The following is a 21491-nucleotide window of genomic DNA, read 5'->3' as shown; positions in this document are numbered from 1 at the left end:
GCAGAAGTCGGCAGCCCGACAGTCTAGCCGCGCACGGACGCCTTGAACATTCCGGTAGCTCGCTAACTATCAAATTCAGGCCAGTTTGACACCATAACCCTCTTCTCTGATCGCCTCGATCACCTGCTCGGCGGTCAGCGCACTTTCGACACCGACCTCCCTGGCAGCCAGATCGACCCGAACACTGGCTGCCGGGTCTTTGGCCTGGAGCGCCTGGGTGATGGCCTTGACACAGTGACCACAAGACATGCCTTCGACGTTGAACACTTGCATGGGATGACTCCTTTTTCCTAGGGTTGAATCCAGTTTCGAGCTTGCCACCATGGCAAGGTCAAGTTCTGAAGAGAGCTGCCGGGCTGGCAATCGACGCGACGCTCGGCCAAGCTGCGTCCATCAATGACTCGAACTCAGGAGATTCAGCCATGCGCTGGTCAGTTTTCAGCCTGTTGGGCTTTCTCAGCCTTTTCGCCGCCGTGCCTTCGGCCAATGCTGCCAGTCAGGATTATGGCGTGCTGATCATTTCCCGCGAGCGCCTGGAAGTCGCGACCAGTTGCGAAATCGGCGTGTACATCCAGGATCAACTGGCGGCGCGGCTGTTTCAGGAACAGAGCACCTCGTTCAACCTGCCGCCGGGCATCGTCTCGCTGCGCCTGAAACTGCTGCCGGGCCAGATGCCGGGTTGCAATCCGGGAATGCTCGCGCCGGGTTCGCAAGATATCCAGCTCAAGGCTGGCGATGTGCTCAAGTACCGGATCGCGATGACGCAGGAAGGGATGTACCTGAAACGCGCCGGTCTCGGCTACTGACATCTAAACCACAGGGGATCTGCAACAGTTTCAGATTGGCACTTGACCTTGCCAGCATGGCAAGGTTGATCCTGTGGTCATCTACTACAGGGAGTGCGACCGATGTCCGAATCCACCACGTTCGACCTGCCGATTGCCGGCATGACCTGCGCAAGTTGCGCCGGGCGGGTCGAGCGCGCCTTGAGCAAAGTCATAGGCGCCAGTGCTGTCAGCGTCAACCTCGCCACTGAGCAGGCGCGGGTTCAGGCACCCGGCGACAGCTTGCCGGCCTTGATAGATGCCGTGGCCAAGGCCGGCTACAGCGTGCCGCAACAGAGCCTGGAGTTGAGCATCGACGGCATGACCTGCGCATCCTGCATCGGTCGCGTAGAGCGTGCGCTGGGCAAGGTGGCCGGAGTGAAAAGCGTCAGCGTCAACCTGGCCAACGAACGCGCCCACCTTGAACTGCTTGGTCAGATCGATCCGCAGACCTTGATCGCCGCTGTGACAAAGGCTGGCTACAGCGCCAGCGTCTGGGAAGCCGAACACCCGTCAACCGACAATCAGCAACAGCGCCTGCACCGCGAACGCCTGGCCTTGATCATCGCCATTGCCCTCGCCTTGCCGCTGGTATTGCCGATGCTGCTACAGCCATTCGGCGTGCACTGGATGCTCCCGGCCTGGGCACAGTTCGCCTTGGCCACGCCCGTGCAATTCATCTTCGGCGCACGGTTTTACGTCGCCGCCTGGAAAGCCGTGCGCGCGGGGGCCGGAAACATGGATTTGCTGGTCGCCCTGGGCACCAGCGCCGGGTATGGCTTGAGCCTGTACGAATGGGCCACCGCCGCCGGGCGCATGCCACATCTGTATTTCGAAGCCTCGGCGGTAGTGATCGCCCTGGTGCTGCTGGGCAAGTACCTGGAAAGCCGCGCCAAGCGCCAGACTGCCAGCGCCATTCGAGCCCTCGAAGCCTTGCGTCCGGAACGGGCGATTCGGGTGACCGATGGTCACGAGCAAGACGTCGCCATCAGCGCCCTGCGCCTCAATGACCTGGTGATGGTCAAACCCGGCGAACGCTACCCGGTGGATGGCGAAGTGATTGAAGGTCAGAGCCACGCCGACGAAGCCCTGATCAGCGGCGAGAGTCTGCCAGTGCCCAAGCAGCCCGGCGACAAGGTCACCGGCGGCGCGATCAACGGTGAAGGCCGGTTGCTGGTGCGCACCCAGGCCCTCGGTGCGGAAACCGTGCTGGCGCGGATCATCCGGCTGGTGGAAGACGCCCAGGCCGCAAAAGCGCCGATCCAGAAACTGGTGGATAAAGTCAGCCATGTGTTCGTGCCCACCGTACTGCTGATTGCCCTAGCCACCCTGATCGGCTGGTGGCTGTATGGCGCGCCGATGGAAACCGCGCTGATCAATGCCGTGACAGTGCTGGTGATCGCCTGCCCATGCGCCTTGGGCCTGGCCACACCGACGGCGATCATGGCCGGCACTGGCGTGGCGGCGCGCTACGGAATTCTGATCAAGGACGCCGAAGCACTGGAGCGAGCCCATGAAGTCAGCGCGGTGGTGTTCGACAAGACCGGCACCCTGACCTCCGGCGCCCCGCGCATTGCTCATCTGAGTGCCATCGGCGGTAATGAGGCGAGCCTGTTGCAATTGGCCGGCGCCCTGCAACGCGGCAGTGAGCATCCGTTGGCCAAGGCGGTTCTGGATGCCTGTGCCGAGCGTGGACTGAAGGTGGCCGATGTCAGCGACAGCCAGTCCCTGACTGGTCGCGGCATCGCCGGCAGCCTCGAAGGACGTCGCCTGGCGCTGGGCAATCGGCGTCTGCTGGAAGACAGCGGCTTGAGTGCCGGGCCGTTGGCCGACTCGGCGATCAAGTGGGAAAAAGAAGGCCGTACCTTGTCCTGGCTGATCGAACAATCCCCCGAACCCCACGTGCTGGGCCTGTTCGCCTTTGGTGACACCCTCAAGCCCGGCGCGCTGCAAGCGGTGCAACAACTGAGCGCACGAAACATCAGCAGCCATCTGCTGACCGGCGACAATCGTGGCAGCGCCAACGTGGTGGCCCAGGCCTTGGGCATCCACGATGTGCATGCCGAAGTGCTGCCGGCGGACAAAGCAGCCACGGTCGCCGCACTGAAACAGACCGGAGTGGTGGCGATGGTCGGTGACGGCATCAACGACGCCCCGGCACTGGCCGCCGCCGACATCGGCATCGCCATGGGTGGCGGTACCGACGTCGCCATGCACGCGGCCGGCATCACCCTGATGCGCGGCGATCCACGACTGGTGCCGGCCGCATTGGAGATCAGCCGCAAGACCTACGCCAAGATTCGGCAGAACCTGTTCTGGGCCTTCGTCTATAACCTGATCGGCATTCCGATGGCCGTATTTGGCGTGCTCAACCCGGTGTTGGCCGGTGCGGCCATGGCATTGTCGAGCGTCAGCGTGGTGAGCAATGCGCTACTGTTGAAAACCTGGAAACCCAAGGACCTGGAGGACAACCGATGAACATCGGCCAAGCGGCCCGCCACAGTGGCCTGAGCGCAAAGATGATCCGTTATTACGAATCCATCGGCCTGCTCAAGGCAGCCCATCGCACCGACAGCGGCTATCGGGTATACGGCGAAGACGACCTGCACACGCTGGCGTTCATCAAACGCTCGCGGGATCTGGGGTTTTCCCTGGAAGAAGTCGGCAAGTTGCTGACCCTCTGGCAAGACCGCCAGCGCGCCAGCGCCGATGTGAAAGCGTTGGCCCGCCAGCACATCGATGAGTTGAACCAGAAGATCCGTGAACTCGGCCAGTTGCGTGACACCTTGCAGGACCTGGTTGAGCACTGTCAGGGCGATCATCGGCCGGATTGCCCGATTCTCAAGAATCTGGAGTCGGGGTGTTGTGTCACCCCGGCCCCATCGTGATTGCAGGTCACCGCAAAAACCTGTGGGAGTGAGCTTGCTCGCGATAGCGGTGTATCTGACACATCAATGTTGGATGTGCCGACGTCATCGCGAGCAGGCTCGCTCCTACTGGTGATTTGGGTGGCGCACAAAAAACCCGGCCGAAGCCGGGTTTTTCTTTAACCGATCACTGCATCCACGGTGGAGGCGGTTCTTCGGTCTTGCCCGGCGGCGCATCGTCCGCTGCGCGTACGGCTTGCCTGCGCTCTTCATCCAGGCGCGCGGCCTCGATCTCGCGCATGATTCCGCCCACGTCGGCCAGCTCTTCCGTGTCGGCGAACTCGCCGGTCAGGACACTGGCCGGGTGCAAGGTGCCAGCCTCGTACAAGGCCCACATTTCCTTGGCGTATTTGGTCTTCTTCAACTCCGGCGCAAACCGCCCGAAGTAGGACGCCATGTTGCCCACGTCCCGCTCCAGCATGCTGAACGCGTGGTTGTTGCCAGCCGCATCCACCGCTTGCGGCAGGTCGATAATCACCGGGCCAGTCGGCGTCAGCAGCACGTTGAACTCCGACAGGTCGCCATGCACCAGACCGGTACACAACATCAGCACGATCTGCGAAATCAGGAACGCGTGATACTCGCGCGCCTGGTCCGGTTCCAGCACCACATCGTTCAGGCGCGGCGCGGCATCGCCGTACTCGTCGGCCACCAGCTCCATGAGCAGCACGCCTTCGAGGAAGTCGAATGGCTTGGGCACCCGCACACCGGCACTGGCCAGACGGAACAGCGCCGCCACTTCGGCGTTCTGCCAGGCGTCCTCGGTTTCCTTGCGGCCAAACTTGGAGCCCTTGGCCATCGCACGGGCCTGACGGCTGTTGCGCACCTTGCGGCCTTCCTGGTACTCGGCCGCCTGACGGAAACTGCGTTTATTCGCCTCCTTGTAAACCTTCGCGCAACGCAACTCGTTGCCGCAGCGCACCACATAAACAGCTGCTTCTTTACCACTCATGAGTGGGCGCAGCACCTCGTCGACCAGACCGTCCTCGATCAGGGGTTCAATGCGTTTTGGAGTCTTCATCAGCTTTTATTGTGGGTCCTTTATTACCAAACACGCGAAAGTCATTCGTTATACGGCAATCCACTCACGGGGGGGAGGGGTTGCCGACTTATGAGCATTGCAGATGCACACAATGTACCGTTCTCATCAGGTAAAACCGACGACCGCCATGGTCGTTCCAGATCATAGCCGAGCCTGCCTCACTTGTTGTGCAGAGGCATTGAGGGCAATTGCGACAGAAGCTGACACCACAGTTCATACCTTCCGTAGGATTTTTCCCAACAGGCCTCAATTTCCTCCGATAACAGCCGAAGTCCTAAGTGACAAAGTGATTTGTCCGACAATCGCTCCCCCAATAATAGCGATGCCGCACTCAAGGACCCGGGTTGACCAAGAACGTTTACGGCTGCCAATAAACCGCGAGTCATCTGCACTGCGTGGGCCTACAAGAAAATCTGGAGCGCGGATGAACATCAAACAGAAGTTGACCTGGGCGTTTGCAATCATCGCCTGCCTGCCCGTGGTGCTGGTCGCCACCCTCGTTGTGCTGAACCTGCGCAGTGATGCCAGGGACGAATTCGTCGACGGCAGTGCCCGCGAGATTCGTCAGGTCAGCAACGCCATGCAATTGTTCTTTGACGGCATCAGCCAGAACGTCGATTACCTGGCCAAGCAGCCGCTGATCCGAAACTCCGACGACAGCCTCAAGACTTACATGGCCGCCAACGCCGAAAGCGTCCCTCAGGGGGAGGCAGACAAGAAAGTCTTCGCCCTGCTCCAGGATCTGGGCAACAGCCACCCTGCCTACGCCTATGCCATCCTCGGCACGGCGGCGGGCGGCTATGTGTCGTGGCCGGATGATCCTAAGCTGAATAACTACGACCCGCGCCAGCGCCCCTGGTACAAGGCCGCCCAGGCCAAACCGGGCAAACCGTTTCGCACCGAGGCCTACTACTGGGCCCAGGATGACGCGACCTATGTCAGCACCGTGCGCACCATCGATAACAAGTTGGGTACCAACGGTGGCGTGGTCAGCATCGACGTGACGCTCAAGCAGCTCACCGAAATCGTCAAACAGATCAAGCTTGGTGAAACCGGCTACCTGATGCTGCTGGAAAACACCGGCATGGTCCTGGTGGACCCGAAACAACCGGAACACAACTTCAAACCGCTGAGCACCCTTGGCGACGGCTACGCGCAACTGGCCAAGGCCGGCAAGGGCCTGGTGGAGGTGGAGCTGAACGGCGAGCACTACATGGCCAACGTCTGGCCGTCCGAGCAACTGGGCTGGACCTTCATCGGCCTGATCAAACAGGACGACGTGATGAGCTCCGCGACCCAGTTGACCTGGTTGATCGCCATCATCGCCGCCGTCCTGGCCGTCATCTTCGCCATCGTCGGCGCCAGTTTTGCCAGCCTCATCGTGCGCCCGATCCGCAGCGTGGCCAGCGGCCTGGAAGGCATCGCCCAGGGCGAAGGCGACCTGACCCAGAACCTGCAAATCCGCGGCAACGATGAAACCGCGCAACTGGCCAACTGGTTCAACCTGTTCCTGACTGCGATTCGCAACCTGATCCAGAACATCGGTGGCGCGGCGGGCAAAATCCTCGACACCTCCAAGAGCTCGACCCAGGTCTCCAGCGACATGGCCGAAGCCGCCGGACGCCAGCGTGAAGCGGTGGACATGGTCTCCACGGCGTTCCACGAAATGGTCGCCACCGCCAACGAAGTCGCGCGCTCTTGCAGTCAGGCGGCGGAGTCTGCCGACAGTGGCCAGCGCCAGGCGCGCGAAGGTCAGCAACAGATCGATGCGGCGGTAAACAGTGTGGATCGCCTGAGCCAGGAAATCGAACAGTCGGCCCAGTCGATGCAACAGCTCGAACGCGACAGCAACGACATCCAGTCGATCCTGGGGACCATCCGCTCGATCGCTGAACAGACCAACCTGCTGGCGCTGAACGCCGCGATCGAAGCGGCCCGGGCCGGTGAACAGGGACGCGGCTTTGCCGTGGTGGCTGACGAAGTGCGGGCCCTGGCCAAGCGCACGGCCGACTCCACGGCGGAAATCGACGGGCTGCTGGGCAACCTGGCCAAACGCACCAGCCAGGTGACCCAACAGATGCACGCCAGCCTGGAAGTGTCCCAGCAATCGGTGACGCGCATCGGCGAGGCCCGCAACAGCTTCGGGCAGATCCGCGAATCGGTGGACGTGATCCGCGACATGAACACCCAGATCGCCACGGCGGCGGAACAACAGCATCAGGTGGCTGAAGACATCAACCGGCACATCAGCCAGATCCATGGCGATGCGCAGTTGGTGGCGGAATTGGCCAACTCGGCCCGCCTGGACTCCCAGAGCCTTGCCGGGTTGTCCAATGAACTGGACGGGTTGGTGCGCAGGTTCCGTACCTGATCAACCGGCACACCCCATTACCCTGTGGGAGCGAGCTTGCTCCCACAGTTGTTTCTGTTCAACGTTCAATAATGGCGGTCACGCCCTGCCCGCCCGCCGCGCAAATCGAAATCAACCCCCGCCCCTTGCCCGCCGCATCCAGCAACTTCGCCAGGTTGGCGACGATGCGCCCGCCCGTGGCGGCAAACGGATGCCCCGCAGCCAGTGAGCTGCCCTTGACGTTGAGCTTGCTGCGGTCGATCGAGCCCAGCGGCGTATCGAGCCCGAGACGGGTTTTGCAGTACTCCGGATCCTCCCAGGCCTTCAAGGTGCACAGCACTTGCGCGGCGAAGGCTTCGTGGATTTCGTAGTAGTCGAAGTCCTGCAAGGTCAGGCCATTGCGCGCGAGCAAGCGCGGTACGGCGTAGACCGGCGCCATCAACAACCCTTCGGCACCATTGACGAAATCTACCGCCGCCGCCTCACCGTCACGCCAGTAGGCCAGAATCGGTAACCCGCGTGCCTTGGCCCATTCCTCGCTGCCCAGCAGCACCAGTGACGCGCCATCGGTCAGTGGCGTGGAGTTGCCAGCGGTCAGGGTGCCCTTGGCGCTTTTCTCATAGGCCGGCTTGAGCGCGGCGAGCTTTTCCAGCGTGGAGTCCGGGCGCAGGTTGTTGTCGCGGGTCAGGCCCAGGAACGGTGTCATCAGGTCGTTGTGCCAGCCCTCGGCGTAGGACGCCGCCAGTTTCTGATGGCTCTCAAGCGCCAATTGATCCTGTGCCTGGCGAGGGATGTTCCAGGTCTGGGCCATCAGCTCGCAATGCTGGCCCATGGACAACCCGGTACGCGGCTCGCCGTTGCGCGGGAATTCGGGGATCAGATGTTTGGAACGCAATTGCAGGAAGGTTTTCAGTTTGTCGCCGGTGGTTTTCGCGCGGTTGGCTTGCAGGAGGATTTTGCGCAGGCCTTCGCTGACACTGATCGGCGCATCCGAGGTGGTGTCCACGCCACCGGCGATGCCGCAATCGATCTGGCCCAGGGCAATCTTGTTCGCTACCAGCAGTGCAGCTTCCAGCCCGGTGCCGCACGCCTGCTGGATGTCATAGGCCGCAGTGGCGGGCGACAGTCGCGAACCCAGTACGCACTCGCGCGTGAGGTTCATGTCTCGCGACAACTTGAGCACCGCCCCGGCGACCACTTCACCAATGCGCTGGCCGTGCAGGTTGTAACGTTCGATCAGGCCTTCGAGGGCGGCGGTGAGCATGACCTGGTTACTGGCCGTGGCATAGGGGCCGTTGGAGCGGGCGAAGGGAATCCGGTTACCGCCGATGATCGCGACGCGGTGCAGTTGGGTCATGAAGAGCTCCTGACAAAAGACCTGATGTAAACACTAACCCCTGTGCGAGCCTGCTCGCGAAGAGGTCAGCACATGCGACATCGATGTTGGCTGATACACCGCCATCGCGAGCAAGCTCGCTCCTACAATGTAACCAAGCGTAGGCCTTATCTCGTGGATCGAACGACTGATCGCCATTCATGGTCCACACTTTGATCCCCAGCTTTCGGAGCGTGTTCCATGTCTGACCGCTATATCGACTTCGCCAATTCGTCCATCGGCCATCGCCTGGTCGGCGCCCTGGGGTTGCCGACACCGACCAGACTGGAGCGCTGGCAAGCGGGTCGGTTGCGACCTGTAGAAGGCGCTCTGCTGATTGGAGGCGGGCCGTTGGCCGAACACGTCAGCGCTTTCGCCAACCGTCTGACCGACGCAATCTACAGCTACGGCACCGAGCCTTCGATGGCCGCGGCCTGGATTCCCGGCCATGGACCGAAACTCAAGGCTGTGGTGTTCGACGCCAGTGACCTGCTGCATACCGATCAGCTCAAGCAACTTCGCGAGTTTTTCCAGCCGCTGATGAAAAACCTCGACCACTGTGCGCACCTGGTGATTCTCGGGCGAGATCCCCAAACCTTGCACGACCCGTTCGCCGCCAGTGCCCAGCGTGCCCTGGAAGGTTTCAGCCGTTCACTGGCCAAGGAATTACGCAGCGGTGGCACCCTGCAATTGATCTACGTCGGTGAAGGTGCCGAGGGGCAACTGGAAGGCCCACTGCGGTTTTTCCTCTCACCGAAAAGCGCCTTCGTGTCCGGGCAGGTCATTCGCTTGAATCCGTGTTTGACGCATGTCACCGACTGGACGCGCCCGCTCGCCGGGCGCAAGGCACTGGTCACCGGTGCGGCGCGCGGTATCGGTGCCGCCATTGCAGAAACCCTGGCTCGCGATGGTGCCGACGTCATCCTGCTCGACGTGCCGCCGGCCAAAAACGATCTCGAAGCCCTCGCCTCGCGCCTCGGCGGGCGCACCATCACCCTCGACATCTGCGCCGAAGACGCCGCCGCACAGTTGATCGAGCAACTTCCCGACGGCCTCGACATCGTGGTGCACAACGCTGGTATCACCCGGGATAAAACCCTGGCCAACATGACCCCGGAATACTGGGACGCGGTGCTGGCGGTCAACCTCAATGCGCCGCAAGTGCTGACCAAAGCCCTGCTCGACAGCGGCGCCCTGCACGACAACGGCCGGGTGATCCTGCTGGCGTCCATCAGCGGCATTGCCGGCAATCGCGGGCAAACCAATTACGCGGCGAGCAAGGCCGGGTTGATCGGGTTGGCGCAAGTCTGGGCGCCGCTACTCCACGAACGCGGCATCAGCATCAACGCTGTGGCACCGGGCTTCATCGAAACGCAAATGACCGCGCACATTCCCTTCGGCCTGCGCGAAGCCGGACGCCGCATGAGTTCGCTGGGCCAGGGCGGCCTGCCGCAGGACGTCGCCGAGGCCGTGGCCTGGCTCGCGCAACCGGGCACCGGCGCGTTCACCGGGCAAGCGTTGCGCGTATGTGGGCAAAGCGCTCTGGGGGCTTAAGGATGATCACCGACTGGCACACACTTAACCGCGAACCCAGCCTGCCGGGGTTGTACGCACGAGCGGCGACACGGCGAAAAATCACGGGCACCACCCTACCCGATTCGGGTTTGCGTTGCTGGGTCGAAGTCGATCCCAAGCGCCTGGCGGCTTATCGCAAGGTCTGTGGTTTCGCCGACAACGGCCTGCTGCCACCGACCTACCCGCACATTCTCGGGTTTGCCTTGCAAATGCAACTGCTCACGACCCGGGACTTCCCGTTCCCACTACTGGGCCTGATTCACCTGAGCAATCGCGTTCGTGTACTGCGTCCCATGGGTGGAGTGAATCGGGTGCGTGTCAGCGTGCAAGTGCAGAACCTGCAACCCCACGTCAAAGGCGCGACGTTCGATCTGCTGACCACACTGGACGATCAGTTGGGGCCGTTGTGGGAAGCAGAAAGCCGGATGCTCTGTCGCGGCGTCAAACTCGAAGGTGAACCGCTCGAAGAGAGCCTGGTATCCAGCCTGGCCCTGAACGAAATTGAGCACTGGAAAGCGCCTTCGGACATCGGCCGGCAATACGCCAAGGTGTCCGGCGACTACAACCCGATCCACCTCAGCGCGGCCAGCGCCCGACTCTTCGGCTTCCCGACCGCCATCGCCCATGGCCTGTGGAACAAGGCACGCACGCTGGCTGCGCTGGCCGGACATCTGCCTGTAGCGAATGTCGAGATCGCGGTGCAGTTCAAGAAACCGGTACGGTTGCCCAGTGAGGTGACGTTAATGGCCAGTGGGCCAGGGCCGAGCGGGGATTTTCAGTTGGTGGGTGTCGGGGAGCTGGAGCATATGGTCGGGCATTGGCGGCCGGTTGCCTGAGAAAACTGATACCTCGACGTGGCGAGGGCGCTGGCTCCTCGCCACAAAAGCTCCGCGGTTAGTTTTGCGGATCGAGATTATCCAACGCCCGGTTCACCGCCAGCTCACCCAGCATGATCACCTGCGCAATCCCCAGCAGGGTGTTGCGCTGCGAGCCCTCCAGAAAACCTGCGAAATCACTCGTCATCACACTCGCCGACGCCAGCGACTCACAGGCGTGGGCCAGCAGGGTCTCGGTATCGATGTCCGGGGCGATGACGAACATGGTGCTGGGTTTGTGAACGGCAGGTGGCTTGGGCGGATTGAGGTAGTGATCGAGGGCGCGGTCGGCGGCTTCGTGGAATTTATTTGAGTGAGGGGATTGGTAGGGGGAAACGTCGTCGGTTTCGGGGGGATTTGGGGTGGGTTTGAACATGGTGAAGCTCCAAGTATGAAATGGAGCTGCCACTGATTGCCGCGACAGCAATCAAGGGTGGCAGCTGTACGCGGGGTCGCGGACCGAGCTACTTGGAAACCCGGCATACCCGAAGGTATCCCGCGCACAGCCACCATTACATCAAAAGACAAGCACCGAAGCGCTCCGGTTAAAGCCGGTGGATTATGCACCAAGTAGACTGAAAGGCCGCGACAGCCCGGTCACTGAATTTGCAGCGACCGACAAAGGCTAGAGATCGCGCTTCCGACGGACAACCTGAAAAACATGTCGGAGATTTCCTCGGGATCTGAGGAAAACTACACAGGAATGTGTTGGCTGAAAGGGCGTCATCGCGAGCAAGCTCGCTCCCACAGAAGAGCAAAAACAGTTCGGCGTACACAGACGCTTCTCACCACTCATCAGGCCGAGCGTTAGCTCGCCTGCAGCTCTTGATCTTGATCCACCCGCCCCCTCGGAAGGCTGAGTGGAGGTGTTCATCCGGGGACAGGCGCGCAGCGCCGTTCGACGCAGTCGAACTCATTGCATCTAGGTCGAAGCGAAGCCGACCGGAGGGCAATGCCCCCGGATGAATACCGCAGCGAAGGAACCCCGAGCCTAAGCGAGGGGCCGTACGTAAGGGGCGAGACCTTTTGGTTCCTTTTGGCTGGGCCGGCACTCCGGGCGTTTGCCAAAAGGGACTCGCCGTAAGGGCGAAACCGCCAGCCGCCGTTACCGCAGCAATGGATATGTACACACCCCAAACCTCCGTTTTGGCGGAATGATTCTATGCTGACATTACCCAGTGATGGTCAAGGTAGACGCACTCATGAAAGCCAGCCTCCCCCACAAACAAAAAAGTGCCGCCGCGAATGAGTTCGCCCTGGGGTTGCTGACCGCCGCCATTCATCTGAAGCTGTCGGCGCCCCTCACGACCAGTGCGAGACTGCAATTTTGAGTGCCGGGGACAAACTCTTCGGGCGCCTGCTCCATCGCCATCCGCCGCCCCCGCCGGAGCCGCAAGAGGCACCGCGGGTGCACAGTTTCGGATTGCAGATACAGCTCAATGCCGAGGGGCGTGTCGTTCAACTGAGCGGTCCGCTGCGGCACTTGCTGGCCCAGCACCCTCCCAGCGAGCAGGCACCGCATCTGTTCGATTTCCTGTTGCCCCACAGCAGCCTTGTCATCGAAGGCTCGCCAGCGGACTGGCAGGGGCAAACCCTGGACCTGGACTTCTACAGCCTCAACGGCCCCCCGCTGCATTTGCGCGGCTGGGTACAGCCCTTGGCCGATGCCTGGTTGTTGCAGATGCTGGACATCGGCGACCTGCTGCTTGAGCGCCTGCAATCGCGCAACCGCGAACAATGCCAGGTGCTGGCACAGCAAATCGCCGAACAGTTGCGCCTGTGCAGCCTGACGCGCCTGCCCGAGGTGCTGACCGAGCAACTGCAAAGCCTGGCCCAGCGTTTTGAGATCCCTTGCATTGCTCTCGCCTTGCTCGATGAGCAGGAACATGGTTGGCAGATTCACCGGCACTACACGGCCCTGGATGCACCACAACTGTGGCAAAACGGTCAACGCCTGGGCACGGGGCTGGACAGTTTGAGCGGCTCGGAACCGCAGCACCTGACCCCGCGCGAACACCCGCGCCTGCAAGGCACGTTCGGCAATACCGATGGCTTCGCCGTGCCCTATCATGATGCGCAAGGGGTGGTCGCCTGGTTGCTGTGCGGTTTCTTCACGGCGCAAAAACGCGCCCCCGATGTCACGGAACGCGACTGGCTACAAATCACCGCCGCGCTCGCAAGTCCCTTGCTCGGGCGCCTGCGCGAGTACCGGCATCACCTGCAACTGGAACGCCTGGAATCGCTGCAAGCCTTGTTGGGAACAGGCTGGTGGGAAGTTTTCAGCGACAGCGACGAGGTCCAGTTGGCACCTCCGCTGGCCACGATCCTGAACCTTGGAATGTCGCGTTTATCCATACAGGACTGGCTCGATCAGGTGTATCCCGCCGACCGCGAAGAGCTGCGCATCTGCCTGCAAGACTTGCAGGAGACTGGCACTCCCCTGCTGCTGTGCGTGCGCCTGTATCGCCCCTACGGTGCGCCCGCACCCGCCTGGTATCGCCTGCAAGGCCAGGCTCTTGGCGCGGGAAAAAACCGTCGTCTGGTGGGGTTCATGCTCGACATCAGCGACATCAAGAACCAGGAACAGAGCGCCATCGCCGCCCATGCACGCCTGGACAATCTGATCGCCAGCTCTCCGGCGGTGATTTACGTACAGCGCTATGTCGACGGTGCGTTGCACCCGGTGTTTTTCAGCGACAGCCTGTTGCCACTGCTCGGCTGGACCCTCGCCGACTGCGCACCCGGGGCGCTCGTGGAGCGGGTGCATCCCGACGACCGACCGCAGTATTTCGAGCGCACGCGGCTGTTGCTGCGTGAAGGCTCGGTGCGCGCCCGCTATCGGTTGCGTGACAGTCACGGCGACTATCACTGGCTGCTGGATGAAGCGAAGTTGTTGCGCAACGACCTCGGCCTGCCGGTGGAAGCCGTGGGTCTGTGGCTGGACATCACCGAAGCGACCCTGGCCACCGAACAGGTCAGGCAGAGTGAAGAACGCTACCGGATGTTGGTGGAAGACTCGCCGGCGATGATCTGCCGCTACCAGCCGGACTTGACCCTGACCTTCGGCAACCGCCCGTTGGCCACCTGTCTGGAGTTGGCACCCGAGCAATTGCCGGGGGTGAATCTGGGCGACTGGATGTCCGGGGAACAGCGCACTGCATTCATCCAGCGGCTGAACCGACTGAGCCCCGAGTTTCCGGTCAGCACCGCCGAGATCAACCTGCAACTGCCCGGCTGCGAACACGCCTGGTGGGTCTGGTCCGATCGTGGGGTGTTCGATGAACAGGGCCGGTTGCTCGAGGTCCAGGCCGTGGGGCGCGACAACACCGAGGTGAGGCGCGCGCAGCAGCAGCTCACACAAAGCGCGAAAATGGCCACCCTCGGAGAAATGGCCACCGGCCTGGCCCATGAGATCAACCAGCCGCTGAACGTGATGCGCATGGCTATCGTCAACGTACTCAAGCGCCTGAACAACGGCGATGTACAGGTCGATTACCTGATCGACAAGCTCACGCGCATCGACACGCAAGTGCAGCGCGCCGCGCGGGTGGTGGACCACATGCGGGTGTTCGGCCGCCGCTCGGAAACCGAGCAGCAACCGTTCAACCCGGTACAGGCTATCGAAGGCACGCTGTCTCTGTTGTCCGAGGACCTACGCGACAAAGGCGTCGACCTGCGCATCAGCGAGACCGGTTTTGAAGTGCAGGTGCGCGGCTATGTCGATCAACTTGAACAGGTACTGATCAACCTGATGATCAACGCTCGGGATGCGTTGCTCGGCAAGCGTGAAACCCTGCCCGGGTTCAAGCCGTGGATTTCACTGTACACCGAGCGGGATACACACTCGGTACGCCTGTGGGTCGAGGACAACGGCGGCGGTATTGACCCGCGTTTGCTGGAACGAATTTTCGAGCCGTTCTTCACCACCAAACCGGTGGGCTTCGGCACCGGTCTGGGGCTCTCGGTGAGCTATGGCATGGTCGAGAACATGGGCGGCAAGCTGAGCGTCAGGAACTCCACCGAGGGTGCGCGTTTCTGCATAGAACTGCCGATTGTGCTGCCGGATCAAATCACCAGGGATGGGCGTCCCGAGTGACAACTGAGGTTGGCACCCACCTCGACTTTGTTCAGCTCGATCCCCAGGTGCGCCAGAGCCAAGCATAAAAACCCCTGTAGGGCACAGGGGTTGAGAGACTGGCTGACTCTAGGATGCATGCGGTGGGTAGTTGGCCAATATCCGCGTGACCGTTTCCCAGATGGCATCGCGACGATCCGTCGGGTTCGGCGTGCGGCTGAGTATCTGTTCGTCACTGCCACGCCATACCAGTTTGCCGTCCTTGCCATCGAGCAGGTCGATCTGGATGGTCGCCACTTTGTAGCTGACGTTGCGGGTTTCGTTATACATAGGGGCGCCGTAGTAGCCATACCACGGGTTACCCCAGCCGCCACCGTAATTGGTGGTCACCTGTTGTTGCCGCTCTTCGACAATCAGGTAGGTCTGTACATTCAAATCGCCCTTGGCGCCTGCAGTGGCCGGGCGCAGACCGCGCTGATCCAGTTGATCGGCAACCGCCTGACGGATGCGCTGCTCGGTCAGGTCGCTCTTGATCCGTGGATCGTCGGGACGGTATTGCAGGGCAGGTTCTTTCCAGGTCCAGCTGCGATAGGCAGCAAAGTCGCGGCTGGCGTCGAAGTCATGATTGACCTGGTTGGCGGCGCAGGCACTGAGCAGCGCGGCCACTGCCAGTAAAACAAAACGGCGGAACATGATGAATCTCCGGTTGAAGGCATGACCCTGCGGAATGCTTCTTATCTACAAGAAGCTAACTAGGAGGATACGCCGACATTGCCTTTTTCACAGCTTCCCGTATGGCATCGGCCCGCTCGCTTTCGCTGCCCCGGGTGCCGGTTTCAGCGCTGGAGCTCCACACCGGCTGGCCGCTCCTGGCGTCAAACATATCCACCTGAACCACCACGACTTGCTCCTGATAGGTACGAACGACAGGTACGGTGGCGTACCCGCCATATCCAGGGCCGTAGCCGTTGTAGCCACCATAACCGCCGCCGTAATAGTCGTCCTGTACCTGGCGCAAACGGGTTTCCAGGCGCAGGTCGGCGCTGACAAACAGGTCGGCCGGGCGATTATCGTGCAACGGGCGCAAGCCGCGTTGATCCAGCGCATTGCTGACCGCTTCGGCGATCTGTGCCGAGTCGGCCCAGGCGGTGCCTGGCGGCAGATGCCCGTCGAGCCAGGCCCAACTGCGGTAGCGCCCATAGTCACGGGGGGCTGCCGGGTAAGCACTGCGGTCAAAGGTATTGGCGGCCTGGGGCGGCGCCGGTGGCAATGGGTTGGACGTGGCGACATAGGGATTGCTGCCCTGACAGGCAGCCAACCCCAGGCAGAACACCAGCACACCTGAATGACTTTTCATTACGCACTCCGATCAGACAGGCCGACAGATCCAGTGCAAGTAACGTCCAAGCCCGGCAAAGCTCGGATGGCGACGGTGGGCCAGTTCCATTTCCAGCAGGTCCACCAGCTCGGCGCGGGCCTGGAATTCCACCGGCATGTAATCGTGGAAAACCCGCACGCCACTCATGGTTTCGACTTGCCACAGACCTTCAAGTTGCGCGGCCAGCTCACGTGGATCAAGGGGCTGTTGCGGGGTCAGGCTCTGCTTTTCGCCGGCCATGTCGTTCTTGCGCATCTTGCGGAAATGTCCCTTGAGCAAGTTGCGATATATCAGCGCGTCACGGTTGTAGAACGCCAGGGACAGCCAGCCGTCAGCCTTGGTCAGCTGATGCAGCACCGGCAGGATGGCGTGGGGTTCGGCCAGCCATTCCAGCACGGCGTGGCACAGTACCAGGTCGTAGGGTTCGGTGAGCTGCCCGAGCAGCTCCTGCCAGGGTGCCTGAATGAACGTGGCGCTCTGCCCTGCATCGGCAAAACGCTGGCGGGCGCCTTCCAGCATTGGCTCGGCAGGCTCGGCGAGGGTCACCTGATGGCCACGCTCGGCCAGCCACAACGACATGTGGCCAAGGCCAGCGCCGATGTCCAGCACGCGCAGCGGCCGGTCGGGCAAGATTTCGGCCAGATCGGCCTGCAACACCGCCAGACGGATCGCACCTTTGGCACCGCCGTAGATTTTTTCGGCGAAACGGGTCGCCAGTTGATCGAAATGACGGTCGCTCATCAGCTGAACCTCCGTTCGCTGTCCGCCAGCTTGCTGCGCACCACGGTGTCCATGTCCAGGCCCAGTTCGCTGCACAGCAGCAATAGATAAAGCACGATGTCACCAACTTCCTGCCCGGCGTGGGCGAGTTTGTCCGCCGGCAACTGGCGTGACTGGTCTTCGGTCAGCCACTGGAAAATCTCCACCAGCTCGGACATTTCCACGCTCGCGGCCATGGCCAGGTTTTTCGGGCTGTGAAATTGCCGCCAGTCATTGCGGTCACGGATGGCGTGCAGGCGTTCGGTCAGTTCAACAAGGTTCATCGGGCTCTCCTGAAGGCGTATAGCTTCGGGGGGATCACAGGTGAAGGCAAGGGGCAGAAGATGCATGTTCTCTGTGCAACCCTCTATGCTTGTGGGAACTCGGCAGCACGATCGACAGCCCAAGACTCAATTCTCTTTAATCAGGACGTTCACTCCATGCAGGTAGAAGGTTTTTCCGAATGGCTCGGGCAGGTACTCGGCTCGATCATCCGTTTCATCGTTGATGGTCTCAGTGGTCTGTTCAATCTGTTGAGCAACGCCAGCAGCAATTTTATCGAAGGCCTGTCCCAGGCGCTGGGCATGGATACCTCGATCATCAGCATCGTGACCTTGATACTCGGCCTGATCCTGCTCTGGTCAGCGATACGTGCCTTTCTCAATGCGTCGTTCATCATGGGTTTCATCTGGTTGGTGCTGGGGCTGTGGTTGCTCAGCTGGATCATCCACTGACACCACACAAATCACTATGGGAGCGGCTCGCCCTCGATGTGCCGCTACAATGCCCGCTCCTCCAAGGAGCCTGCATGTCCAACCTGACCGCCGACTGGCGCGACCGCCCTACCCATCACCGGGTCTGGGCACTCGCCGCGCCGATGATTCTCTCGAACATTTCCGTTCCACTGGTGGCATTGGTCGACAGCACCGTCATCGGTCACCTGCCCCACGCCCATCAACTCGGCGCCGTCGCGGTCGGGGCCAGTCTGTACACCTTCCTTGCCTGGGCCATGGGCTTTCTGCGCATGGGCTCCACCGGGTTTGCCGCCCAGGCAGCGGGGCGTGAGGATGGTGCTGCCTTGCGGCAGATTCTGTTGCAAGGCCTGCTGCTCGCCATCGGCCTGGCCGTAGTCCTGGGTGCGGTGGGCGTGCCTTTGAGCGGGGTCGCGTTGCATTTCATGCAACCGTCAGCTGAGCTCGATCAGCTGACCCGCGAGTTCTTCCATACCCGCCTGTTCGGCCTGCCGGCGGCGCTCGCCAGTTATGCACTGGTAGGCTGGTTCCTCGGCACCCAGAATGCCCGAGCCCCCCTGGCGATTTTGCTGAGCACCAACCTGGTCAACATTGCCCTGAACCTGTGGTTCGTCCTCGGCCTGGAATGGGGCGTGGTTGGTGCTGCCCGGGCCTCGGTAATTGCCGAATGGACCGGCGCACTGATCGGCTTGCTGATGACCCGCAAAGCCCTGCGCGCCTACCCCGGGCATATCGTCTGGGCGACATTGGCGATGTGGCAGAGTTGGCGGCCATTGCTGGCGGTCAACCGCGATATCTTCATCCGCAGTCTGGCACTGCAATCGGTGTTTTTCCTGATCACGGTGCAAGGCGCACGGCTGGGCGACGCCACGGTCGCGGCCAACGCTCTCTTGCTCAATGGCCTGCTGCTGACCGCCCACGCCCTCGATGGCCTGGCCCACGCTGTCGAAGCCCTGTGCGGACATGCTCTTGGCGCCCGAGACCGCGATGCCCTGCGCCGTTCATTAGTGGTGGCCGGTGGCTGGTCGTTGCTCGCAAGCCTGGGCTTTGCCGCGCTGTTTCTGTTCGCCGGGCATCTGTTCATCGAGATGCAGACCGACATTCAAAGTGTGCGCGACACCGCGTTCATCTACCTGCCCTACCTCGCCGTACTGCCGCTGATTGCCGTCTGGAGTTACCTGCTTGACGGTCTGTTCATCGGCGCCACCCGTGCCCGGGAAATGCGCAACGGCATGCTGCTGACCGTGGCGCTGGTGCTGCCTTTCGGCTGGGCACTGCAAGGCGGGGGCAACCATGGCCTGTGGATAACCTTCCTGTTGTTCATGCTGCTGCGCAGTCTGACCCTCGGTGCGATCGCCTGGCGCCTGCGCCGTAACGATGGCTGGTTCGCCGGCGGCATTCACTGATCGGGCGTGGTGCCGACAATATTCGACCTCATGACCATGGGCGATCGTTTTGCCACAGGCGGCGCAAGCTATCGAGTCGTTCCTGTTGAGTCCCGCCCGGCAACGGCTGCACTGGCGCCGCGTCGGGATACTGCAGGCGTAGCCATATCCAGCCATCGAGCACCGGGCGCTCGCTGAAACCCAGCGCCAGCCCTTCCTCCACATGGGTCCACAGACGAAGGAAATCGACACCGGTGGATCGGTTCCAGCGCCAGGCATGCTGTTCGAGCAGGCAGGTTTGCAATTTTCCCTGCTGCCCAACGCTGAGGCTTTCCTCGACTGCCAACGGGCTGACCGCCAACCCCGGGTTGGACAAGCGCTGCCAGCCCTCACACCCCATCGCGCGGTCGGCCCAACTACCGCCGAACCAGCGTAACTGGTGGACAGGCCCTAGCCAGCGACTCAGTTCAACCGCATCGCAGGCATCGAAAAAATAACTGGCCGTGGTTGGGTTGTAGTAACTCAAAAGGGCCCGGTGCAGGCCAAGCGTGACCGTGAGCATGCGCCGCAAATGCGCCAGCAACGACGAAGCGCCTGCCTCGCTGGCCACCAGCAATCCGGGCCAGCGTTTTCCGTCGACGATGCATAAATCGGCCAGTGCCGGGCAGGTGCGCAGATCGACCAGGACCGGCCCCTGTTCATACAGCGCATGCCACTCCGTGCCTTCGAACAACCCGAACCATTGGGCCTGGGCAAACATTTGCCGAAGTGTGACACCCGCCTGCGGCGTGCCCGGCACATCCAGCAACAGCCACTGCGGGGGGGCCTCGGACGTACGTGTGACAATCATGCTCCAGAGCTCTGGCCAAGCTGCGTCGCCAGACGACAGGTGCACAAAGCCTGTGCGCAATGGTTGAAGCTGCCGCCACCGGGTAGCAGGCACAACATCAGCAATGGCTCCCCCGAGCGCAACCATTGCTCCAGGCCTTCATCATGGGTGCAGCCGGGCTGGGGGGTGTCGGCATCCGTCACCTTGACCGTTGCCGGCGTATGTAGCACCCCGGTTATCTGCGGTTGATCGGGATCGCCCTCGACAAAACCCACGACCACCTCAGTCCCTTCCCGTATCGGCGTGAACGTCGAGGCCTGCAACTGCCTGGTCAGGGGCAGCCAGCAATGACTGGCTTTCGCTCCTTCGCCCTGATAAAGCCAGTCGAATTGCACCGGTACCGGCCTTGCCGGGTCGGGACCGGGCTCATCGACTTCGACCACCCACGCCCGTTGCGGGCCATGCATCCTTGGTCGAACCGTTGCACAGGGCGGCTCGATGGGTGCCGGCCACTGCTGGGCTCGAGCCTGATTGTGGTAAGGCGTCGTCGTATCCTGGCTGCCCCAGTGCTCAACGCGGGTCAGCAACCAGGGCCGATTGCAACCGGCAACCGGATGACCGGACAACGGCATCAACCGACCGCTGCGCAATGTCGCCAGGTCCGTCCGGCATTCGGCGCTCAGCACCGCTGTCCCACCGCAGCGCTGACGCACGAACTCCCGCACCGCCGGCCGTTCGCCTTCGCTGCGCAATACCGCAGGTTCGCCAGTTGGAAAATGCTGCCAGTCATCGCCAAACACCACGCAGTGTCCGCGGGCCCGGTGCTCGAAGTAGTAGTGAAGCCCTTCCCGGGCGCACAGTCGCAGGAGAAATTGCAGGTCTGACTCTCGATATTGCGTGCAAAAGTCCCGAGGCGGGTATTCGCGACTTAGTTCCAGGCGTCGATCCTTGCCGGTAATGCCGTGCTCCTTGAGCACCTGGTCGAGGATTTGCGGCACTGAACGGGCGCTGAAGATTCGTTGGCTGAAGCGCTGGGCCAGACAGGCCAGTCTTGGCCCCAGGCGCACCTGGCAGAGTCGGGGACCGAAGGCGTGGTCACGCTGGACGAGTTCATGCAATTGTCCATGCACATGGTTTCCGGCAGGTCCGAAATGCAACGTAGCCGGGCGGTACAGCAAACTGGCAAGGTCAAGTGCCGGGTCTTCGATCAGCAGCTCCAGGTCGAACATGAACGGCTCGCTGATGGCTTCTCTGCCGGTAAAGGCCAAGACCTCTAAGGAGTCGGGCAGACCTGCTATATCCAGACGAAATGAAGGTTCGCTGACTGGATTGAACATCGGCGTTT

The 21491-nt window shown here is 61.8% G+C and carries 20 protein-coding genes and 1 pseudogene; 11 read left to right on the top strand and 10 right to left on the bottom strand.

Translation table 11 applies throughout. The features are described from left to right. Positions 1–75: 75 nt before the first annotated feature. Positions 76–273, bottom strand: coding sequence for a heavy-metal-associated domain-containing protein (locus tag AC3WTM_RS14430; protein WP_102672582.1), 198 nt, complete (start codon positions 271–273; stop codon positions 76–78). Positions 274–422: 149 nt separating this feature from the next. Between AC3WTM_RS14430 and AC3WTM_RS14425 the strand changes: the two genes are divergently transcribed. The 3 genes from AC3WTM_RS14425 (at position 423) to cueR (ending at position 3712) form a co-directional block, all read left to right on the top strand. Continuing rightward, positions 423–806: a hypothetical protein gene (locus AC3WTM_RS14425; RefSeq protein WP_102672583.1), complete on the top strand. Its 384-nt coding sequence runs from the start codon at positions 423–425 to the stop codon at positions 804–806. Positions 807–908: 102 nt separating this feature from the next. After that, entirely contained in the window at positions 909–3302 is a 2394-nt protein-coding gene (locus AC3WTM_RS14420; RefSeq protein ID WP_102672584.1) for a heavy metal translocating P-type ATPase, read from the top strand. Next, positions 3299–3712, top strand: coding sequence for a Cu(I)-responsive transcriptional regulator (cueR, locus tag AC3WTM_RS14415; protein WP_102672585.1), 414 nt, complete (start codon positions 3299–3301; stop codon positions 3710–3712). The genes AC3WTM_RS14420 and cueR overlap by 4 nt, the downstream gene beginning before the upstream one ends. Positions 3713–3878: 166 nt before the next feature. Here the strand turns inward: cueR and AC3WTM_RS14410 are convergent, their stop codons facing one another. After that, positions 3879–4772, bottom strand: coding sequence for a PA4780 family RIO1-like protein kinase (locus AC3WTM_RS14410; protein WP_090452950.1), 894 nt, complete (start codon positions 4770–4772; stop codon positions 3879–3881). Positions 4773–4875: 103 nt separating this feature from the next. On the opposite strand from AC3WTM_RS14410, the pseudogene AC3WTM_RS14405 reads away from it, so the two are divergent. Then, positions 4876–6306, top strand: a pseudogene (locus AC3WTM_RS14405) (cache domain-containing protein); the annotation flags it as partial. A gap of 90 nt (positions 6307–6396) precedes the next feature. Next, positions 6397–7164: a methyl-accepting chemotaxis protein gene (locus tag AC3WTM_RS14400; protein WP_371319548.1), complete on the top strand. Its 768-nt coding sequence runs from the start codon at positions 6397–6399 to the stop codon at positions 7162–7164. A gap of 58 nt (positions 7165–7222) precedes the next feature. Here the strand turns inward: AC3WTM_RS14400 and AC3WTM_RS14395 are convergent, their stop codons facing one another. Beyond that, positions 7223–8500, bottom strand: a complete 1278-nt coding sequence (locus tag AC3WTM_RS14395) for an acetyl-CoA C-acetyltransferase (RefSeq protein WP_102695619.1) — start codon at positions 8498–8500, stop codon at positions 7223–7225. A gap of 219 nt (positions 8501–8719) precedes the next feature. On the opposite strand from AC3WTM_RS14395, the gene AC3WTM_RS14390 reads away from it, so the two are divergent. Together AC3WTM_RS14390 and AC3WTM_RS14385 are read left to right on the top strand one after the other, a co-directional pair. Further along, complete coding sequence (locus tag AC3WTM_RS14390) at positions 8720–10072, top strand: 3-oxoacyl-ACP reductase (RefSeq protein WP_102672905.1); 1353 nt, start codon at positions 8720–8722, stop codon at positions 10070–10072. A 2-nt stretch (positions 10073–10074) separates the two neighbouring features. After that, a complete protein-coding gene (locus AC3WTM_RS14385) occupies positions 10075–10929 on the top strand; it encodes a MaoC family dehydratase (protein ID WP_102672904.1) in 855 nt (284 codons plus the stop codon). Positions 10930–10987: 58 nt separating this feature from the next. On the opposite strand, the gene AC3WTM_RS14380 is transcribed toward AC3WTM_RS14385, so the two are convergent. Continuing rightward, positions 10988–11344 (bottom strand): DUF6124 family protein, encoded by a 357-nt coding sequence (locus AC3WTM_RS14380; protein ID WP_492587616.1) that lies wholly within the window; start codon positions 11342–11344, stop codon positions 10988–10990. An 826-nt stretch (positions 11345–12170) separates the two neighbouring features. Between AC3WTM_RS14380 and AC3WTM_RS14375 the strand changes: the two genes are divergently transcribed. Beyond that, positions 12171–12299: a hypothetical protein gene (locus tag AC3WTM_RS14375; protein WP_256586029.1), complete on the top strand. Its 129-nt coding sequence runs from the start codon at positions 12171–12173 to the stop codon at positions 12297–12299. Continuing rightward, the gene (locus AC3WTM_RS14370) at positions 12296–15064 is read left to right on the top strand and encodes an ATP-binding protein (RefSeq protein ID WP_102669186.1); all 2769 of its coding nucleotides are present in this window, start codon (positions 12296–12298) and stop codon (positions 15062–15064) included. The genes AC3WTM_RS14375 and AC3WTM_RS14370 overlap by 4 nt, the downstream gene beginning before the upstream one ends. A gap of 108 nt (positions 15065–15172) precedes the next feature. On the opposite strand, the gene AC3WTM_RS14365 is transcribed toward AC3WTM_RS14370, so the two are convergent. Genes AC3WTM_RS14365 through AC3WTM_RS14350 form a run of 4 tightly spaced genes read right to left on the bottom strand, consistent with a single transcriptional unit; the run spans position 15173 to position 17464 of the window. Further along, entirely contained in the window at positions 15173–15736 is a 564-nt protein-coding gene (locus AC3WTM_RS14365) for a DUF4136 domain-containing protein (protein ID WP_102669187.1), read from the bottom strand. 55 nt (positions 15737–15791) lie between these two features. After that, on the bottom strand, positions 15792–16400 hold the full coding sequence (locus AC3WTM_RS14360; protein ID WP_102669188.1) for a DUF4136 domain-containing protein: 609 nt from the start codon (positions 16398–16400) through the stop codon (positions 15792–15794). A 12-nt stretch (positions 16401–16412) separates the two neighbouring features. Next, a complete protein-coding gene (locus AC3WTM_RS14355; protein ID WP_102669189.1) occupies positions 16413–17162 on the bottom strand; it encodes a methyltransferase in 750 nt (249 codons plus the stop codon). After that, positions 17162–17464 carry a MazG-like family protein gene (locus tag AC3WTM_RS14350; RefSeq protein WP_102669190.1) on the bottom strand — a complete coding sequence of 101 codons (303 nt, stop codon included), beginning with the start codon at positions 17462–17464 and terminating at the stop codon, positions 17162–17164. The genes AC3WTM_RS14355 and AC3WTM_RS14350 overlap by 1 nt, the downstream gene beginning before the upstream one ends. Before the next feature lie 156 nt (positions 17465–17620). On the opposite strand from AC3WTM_RS14350, the gene AC3WTM_RS14345 reads away from it, so the two are divergent. Beyond that, positions 17621–17914, top strand: a complete 294-nt coding sequence (locus AC3WTM_RS14345; protein ID WP_102669191.1) for a hypothetical protein — start codon at positions 17621–17623, stop codon at positions 17912–17914. Positions 17915–17988: 74 nt separating this feature from the next. After that, the gene (locus tag AC3WTM_RS14340; RefSeq protein WP_102669192.1) at positions 17989–19338 is read left to right on the top strand and encodes an MATE family efflux transporter; all 1350 of its coding nucleotides are present in this window, start codon (positions 17989–17991) and stop codon (positions 19336–19338) included. Between the two features lie 28 nt (positions 19339–19366). Here the strand turns inward: AC3WTM_RS14340 and AC3WTM_RS14335 are convergent, their stop codons facing one another. Together AC3WTM_RS14335 and AC3WTM_RS14330 are read right to left on the bottom strand one after the other, a co-directional pair. Further along, positions 19367–20167 carry a DUF4123 domain-containing protein gene (locus AC3WTM_RS14335; RefSeq protein ID WP_102669193.1) on the bottom strand — a complete coding sequence of 267 codons (801 nt, stop codon included), beginning with the start codon at positions 20165–20167 and terminating at the stop codon, positions 19367–19369. After that, positions 20164–21483 (bottom strand): type VI secretion system Vgr family protein, encoded by a 1320-nt coding sequence (locus tag AC3WTM_RS14330; protein ID WP_102669194.1) that lies wholly within the window; start codon positions 21481–21483, stop codon positions 20164–20166. Before AC3WTM_RS14330 ends, AC3WTM_RS14335 begins: the two co-directional genes overlap by 4 nt. Between the last annotated feature and the right edge of the window lie 8 nt (positions 21484–21491).

This window comes from Pseudomonas sp. EU05-FHT14B02, from assembly GCF_058791055.1.
Note: the sequence above shows the minus strand (reverse complement) of the source record. Positions and strands in the feature narration are given on the sequence as shown.

Bases quoted from the DNA above. Each gene is read 5' to 3' on its own strand.
- AC3WTM_RS14430 (WP_102672582.1), bottom strand. From the start codon at position 273: ATGCAAGTGTTCAACGTCGAAGGCATGTCTTGTGGTCACTGTGTCAAG.
- AC3WTM_RS14425 (WP_102672583.1), top strand. From the start codon at position 423: ATGCGCTGGTCAGTTTTCAGCCTGTTGGGCTTTCTCAGCCTTTTCGCC.
- AC3WTM_RS14420 (WP_102672584.1), top strand. From the start codon at position 909: ATGTCCGAATCCACCACGTTCGACCTGCCGATTGCCGGCATGACCTGC.
- cueR (WP_102672585.1), top strand. From the start codon at position 3,299: ATGAACATCGGCCAAGCGGCCCGCCACAGTGGCCTGAGCGCAAAGATG.
- AC3WTM_RS14410 (WP_090452950.1), bottom strand. From the start codon at position 4,772: ATGAAGACTCCAAAACGCATTGAACCCCTGATCGAGGACGGTCTGGTC.
- AC3WTM_RS14400 (WP_371319548.1), top strand. From the start codon at position 6,397: ATGGCCGAAGCCGCCGGACGCCAGCGTGAAGCGGTGGACATGGTCTCC.
- AC3WTM_RS14395 (WP_102695619.1), bottom strand. From the start codon at position 8,500: ATGACCCAACTGCACCGCGTCGCGATCATCGGCGGTAACCGGATTCCC.
- AC3WTM_RS14390 (WP_102672905.1), top strand. From the start codon at position 8,720: ATGTCTGACCGCTATATCGACTTCGCCAATTCGTCCATCGGCCATCGC.
- AC3WTM_RS14385 (WP_102672904.1), top strand. From the start codon at position 10,075: ATGATCACCGACTGGCACACACTTAACCGCGAACCCAGCCTGCCGGGG.
- AC3WTM_RS14380 (WP_492587616.1), bottom strand. From the start codon at position 11,344: ATGTTCAAACCCACCCCAAATCCCCCCGAAACCGACGACGTTTCCCCC.
- AC3WTM_RS14375 (WP_256586029.1), top strand. From the start codon at position 12,171: ATGAAAGCCAGCCTCCCCCACAAACAAAAAAGTGCCGCCGCGAATGAG.
- AC3WTM_RS14365 (WP_102669187.1), bottom strand. From the start codon at position 15,736: ATGTTCCGCCGTTTTGTTTTACTGGCAGTGGCCGCGCTGCTCAGTGCC.
- AC3WTM_RS14360 (WP_102669188.1), bottom strand. From the start codon at position 16,400: ATGAAAAGTCATTCAGGTGTGCTGGTGTTCTGCCTGGGGTTGGCTGCC.
- AC3WTM_RS14355 (WP_102669189.1), bottom strand. From the start codon at position 17,162: ATGAGCGACCGTCATTTCGATCAACTGGCGACCCGTTTCGCCGAAAAA.
- AC3WTM_RS14350 (WP_102669190.1), bottom strand. From the start codon at position 17,464: ATGAACCTTGTTGAACTGACCGAACGCCTGCACGCCATCCGTGACCGC.
- AC3WTM_RS14345 (WP_102669191.1), top strand. From the start codon at position 17,621: ATGCAGGTAGAAGGTTTTTCCGAATGGCTCGGGCAGGTACTCGGCTCG.
- AC3WTM_RS14340 (WP_102669192.1), top strand. From the start codon at position 17,989: ATGTCCAACCTGACCGCCGACTGGCGCGACCGCCCTACCCATCACCGG.
- AC3WTM_RS14335 (WP_102669193.1), bottom strand. From the start codon at position 20,167: ATGATTGTCACACGTACGTCCGAGGCCCCCCCGCAGTGGCTGTTGCTG.
- AC3WTM_RS14330 (WP_102669194.1), bottom strand. From the start codon at position 21,483: ATGTTCAATCCAGTCAGCGAACCTTCATTTCGTCTGGATATAGCAGGT.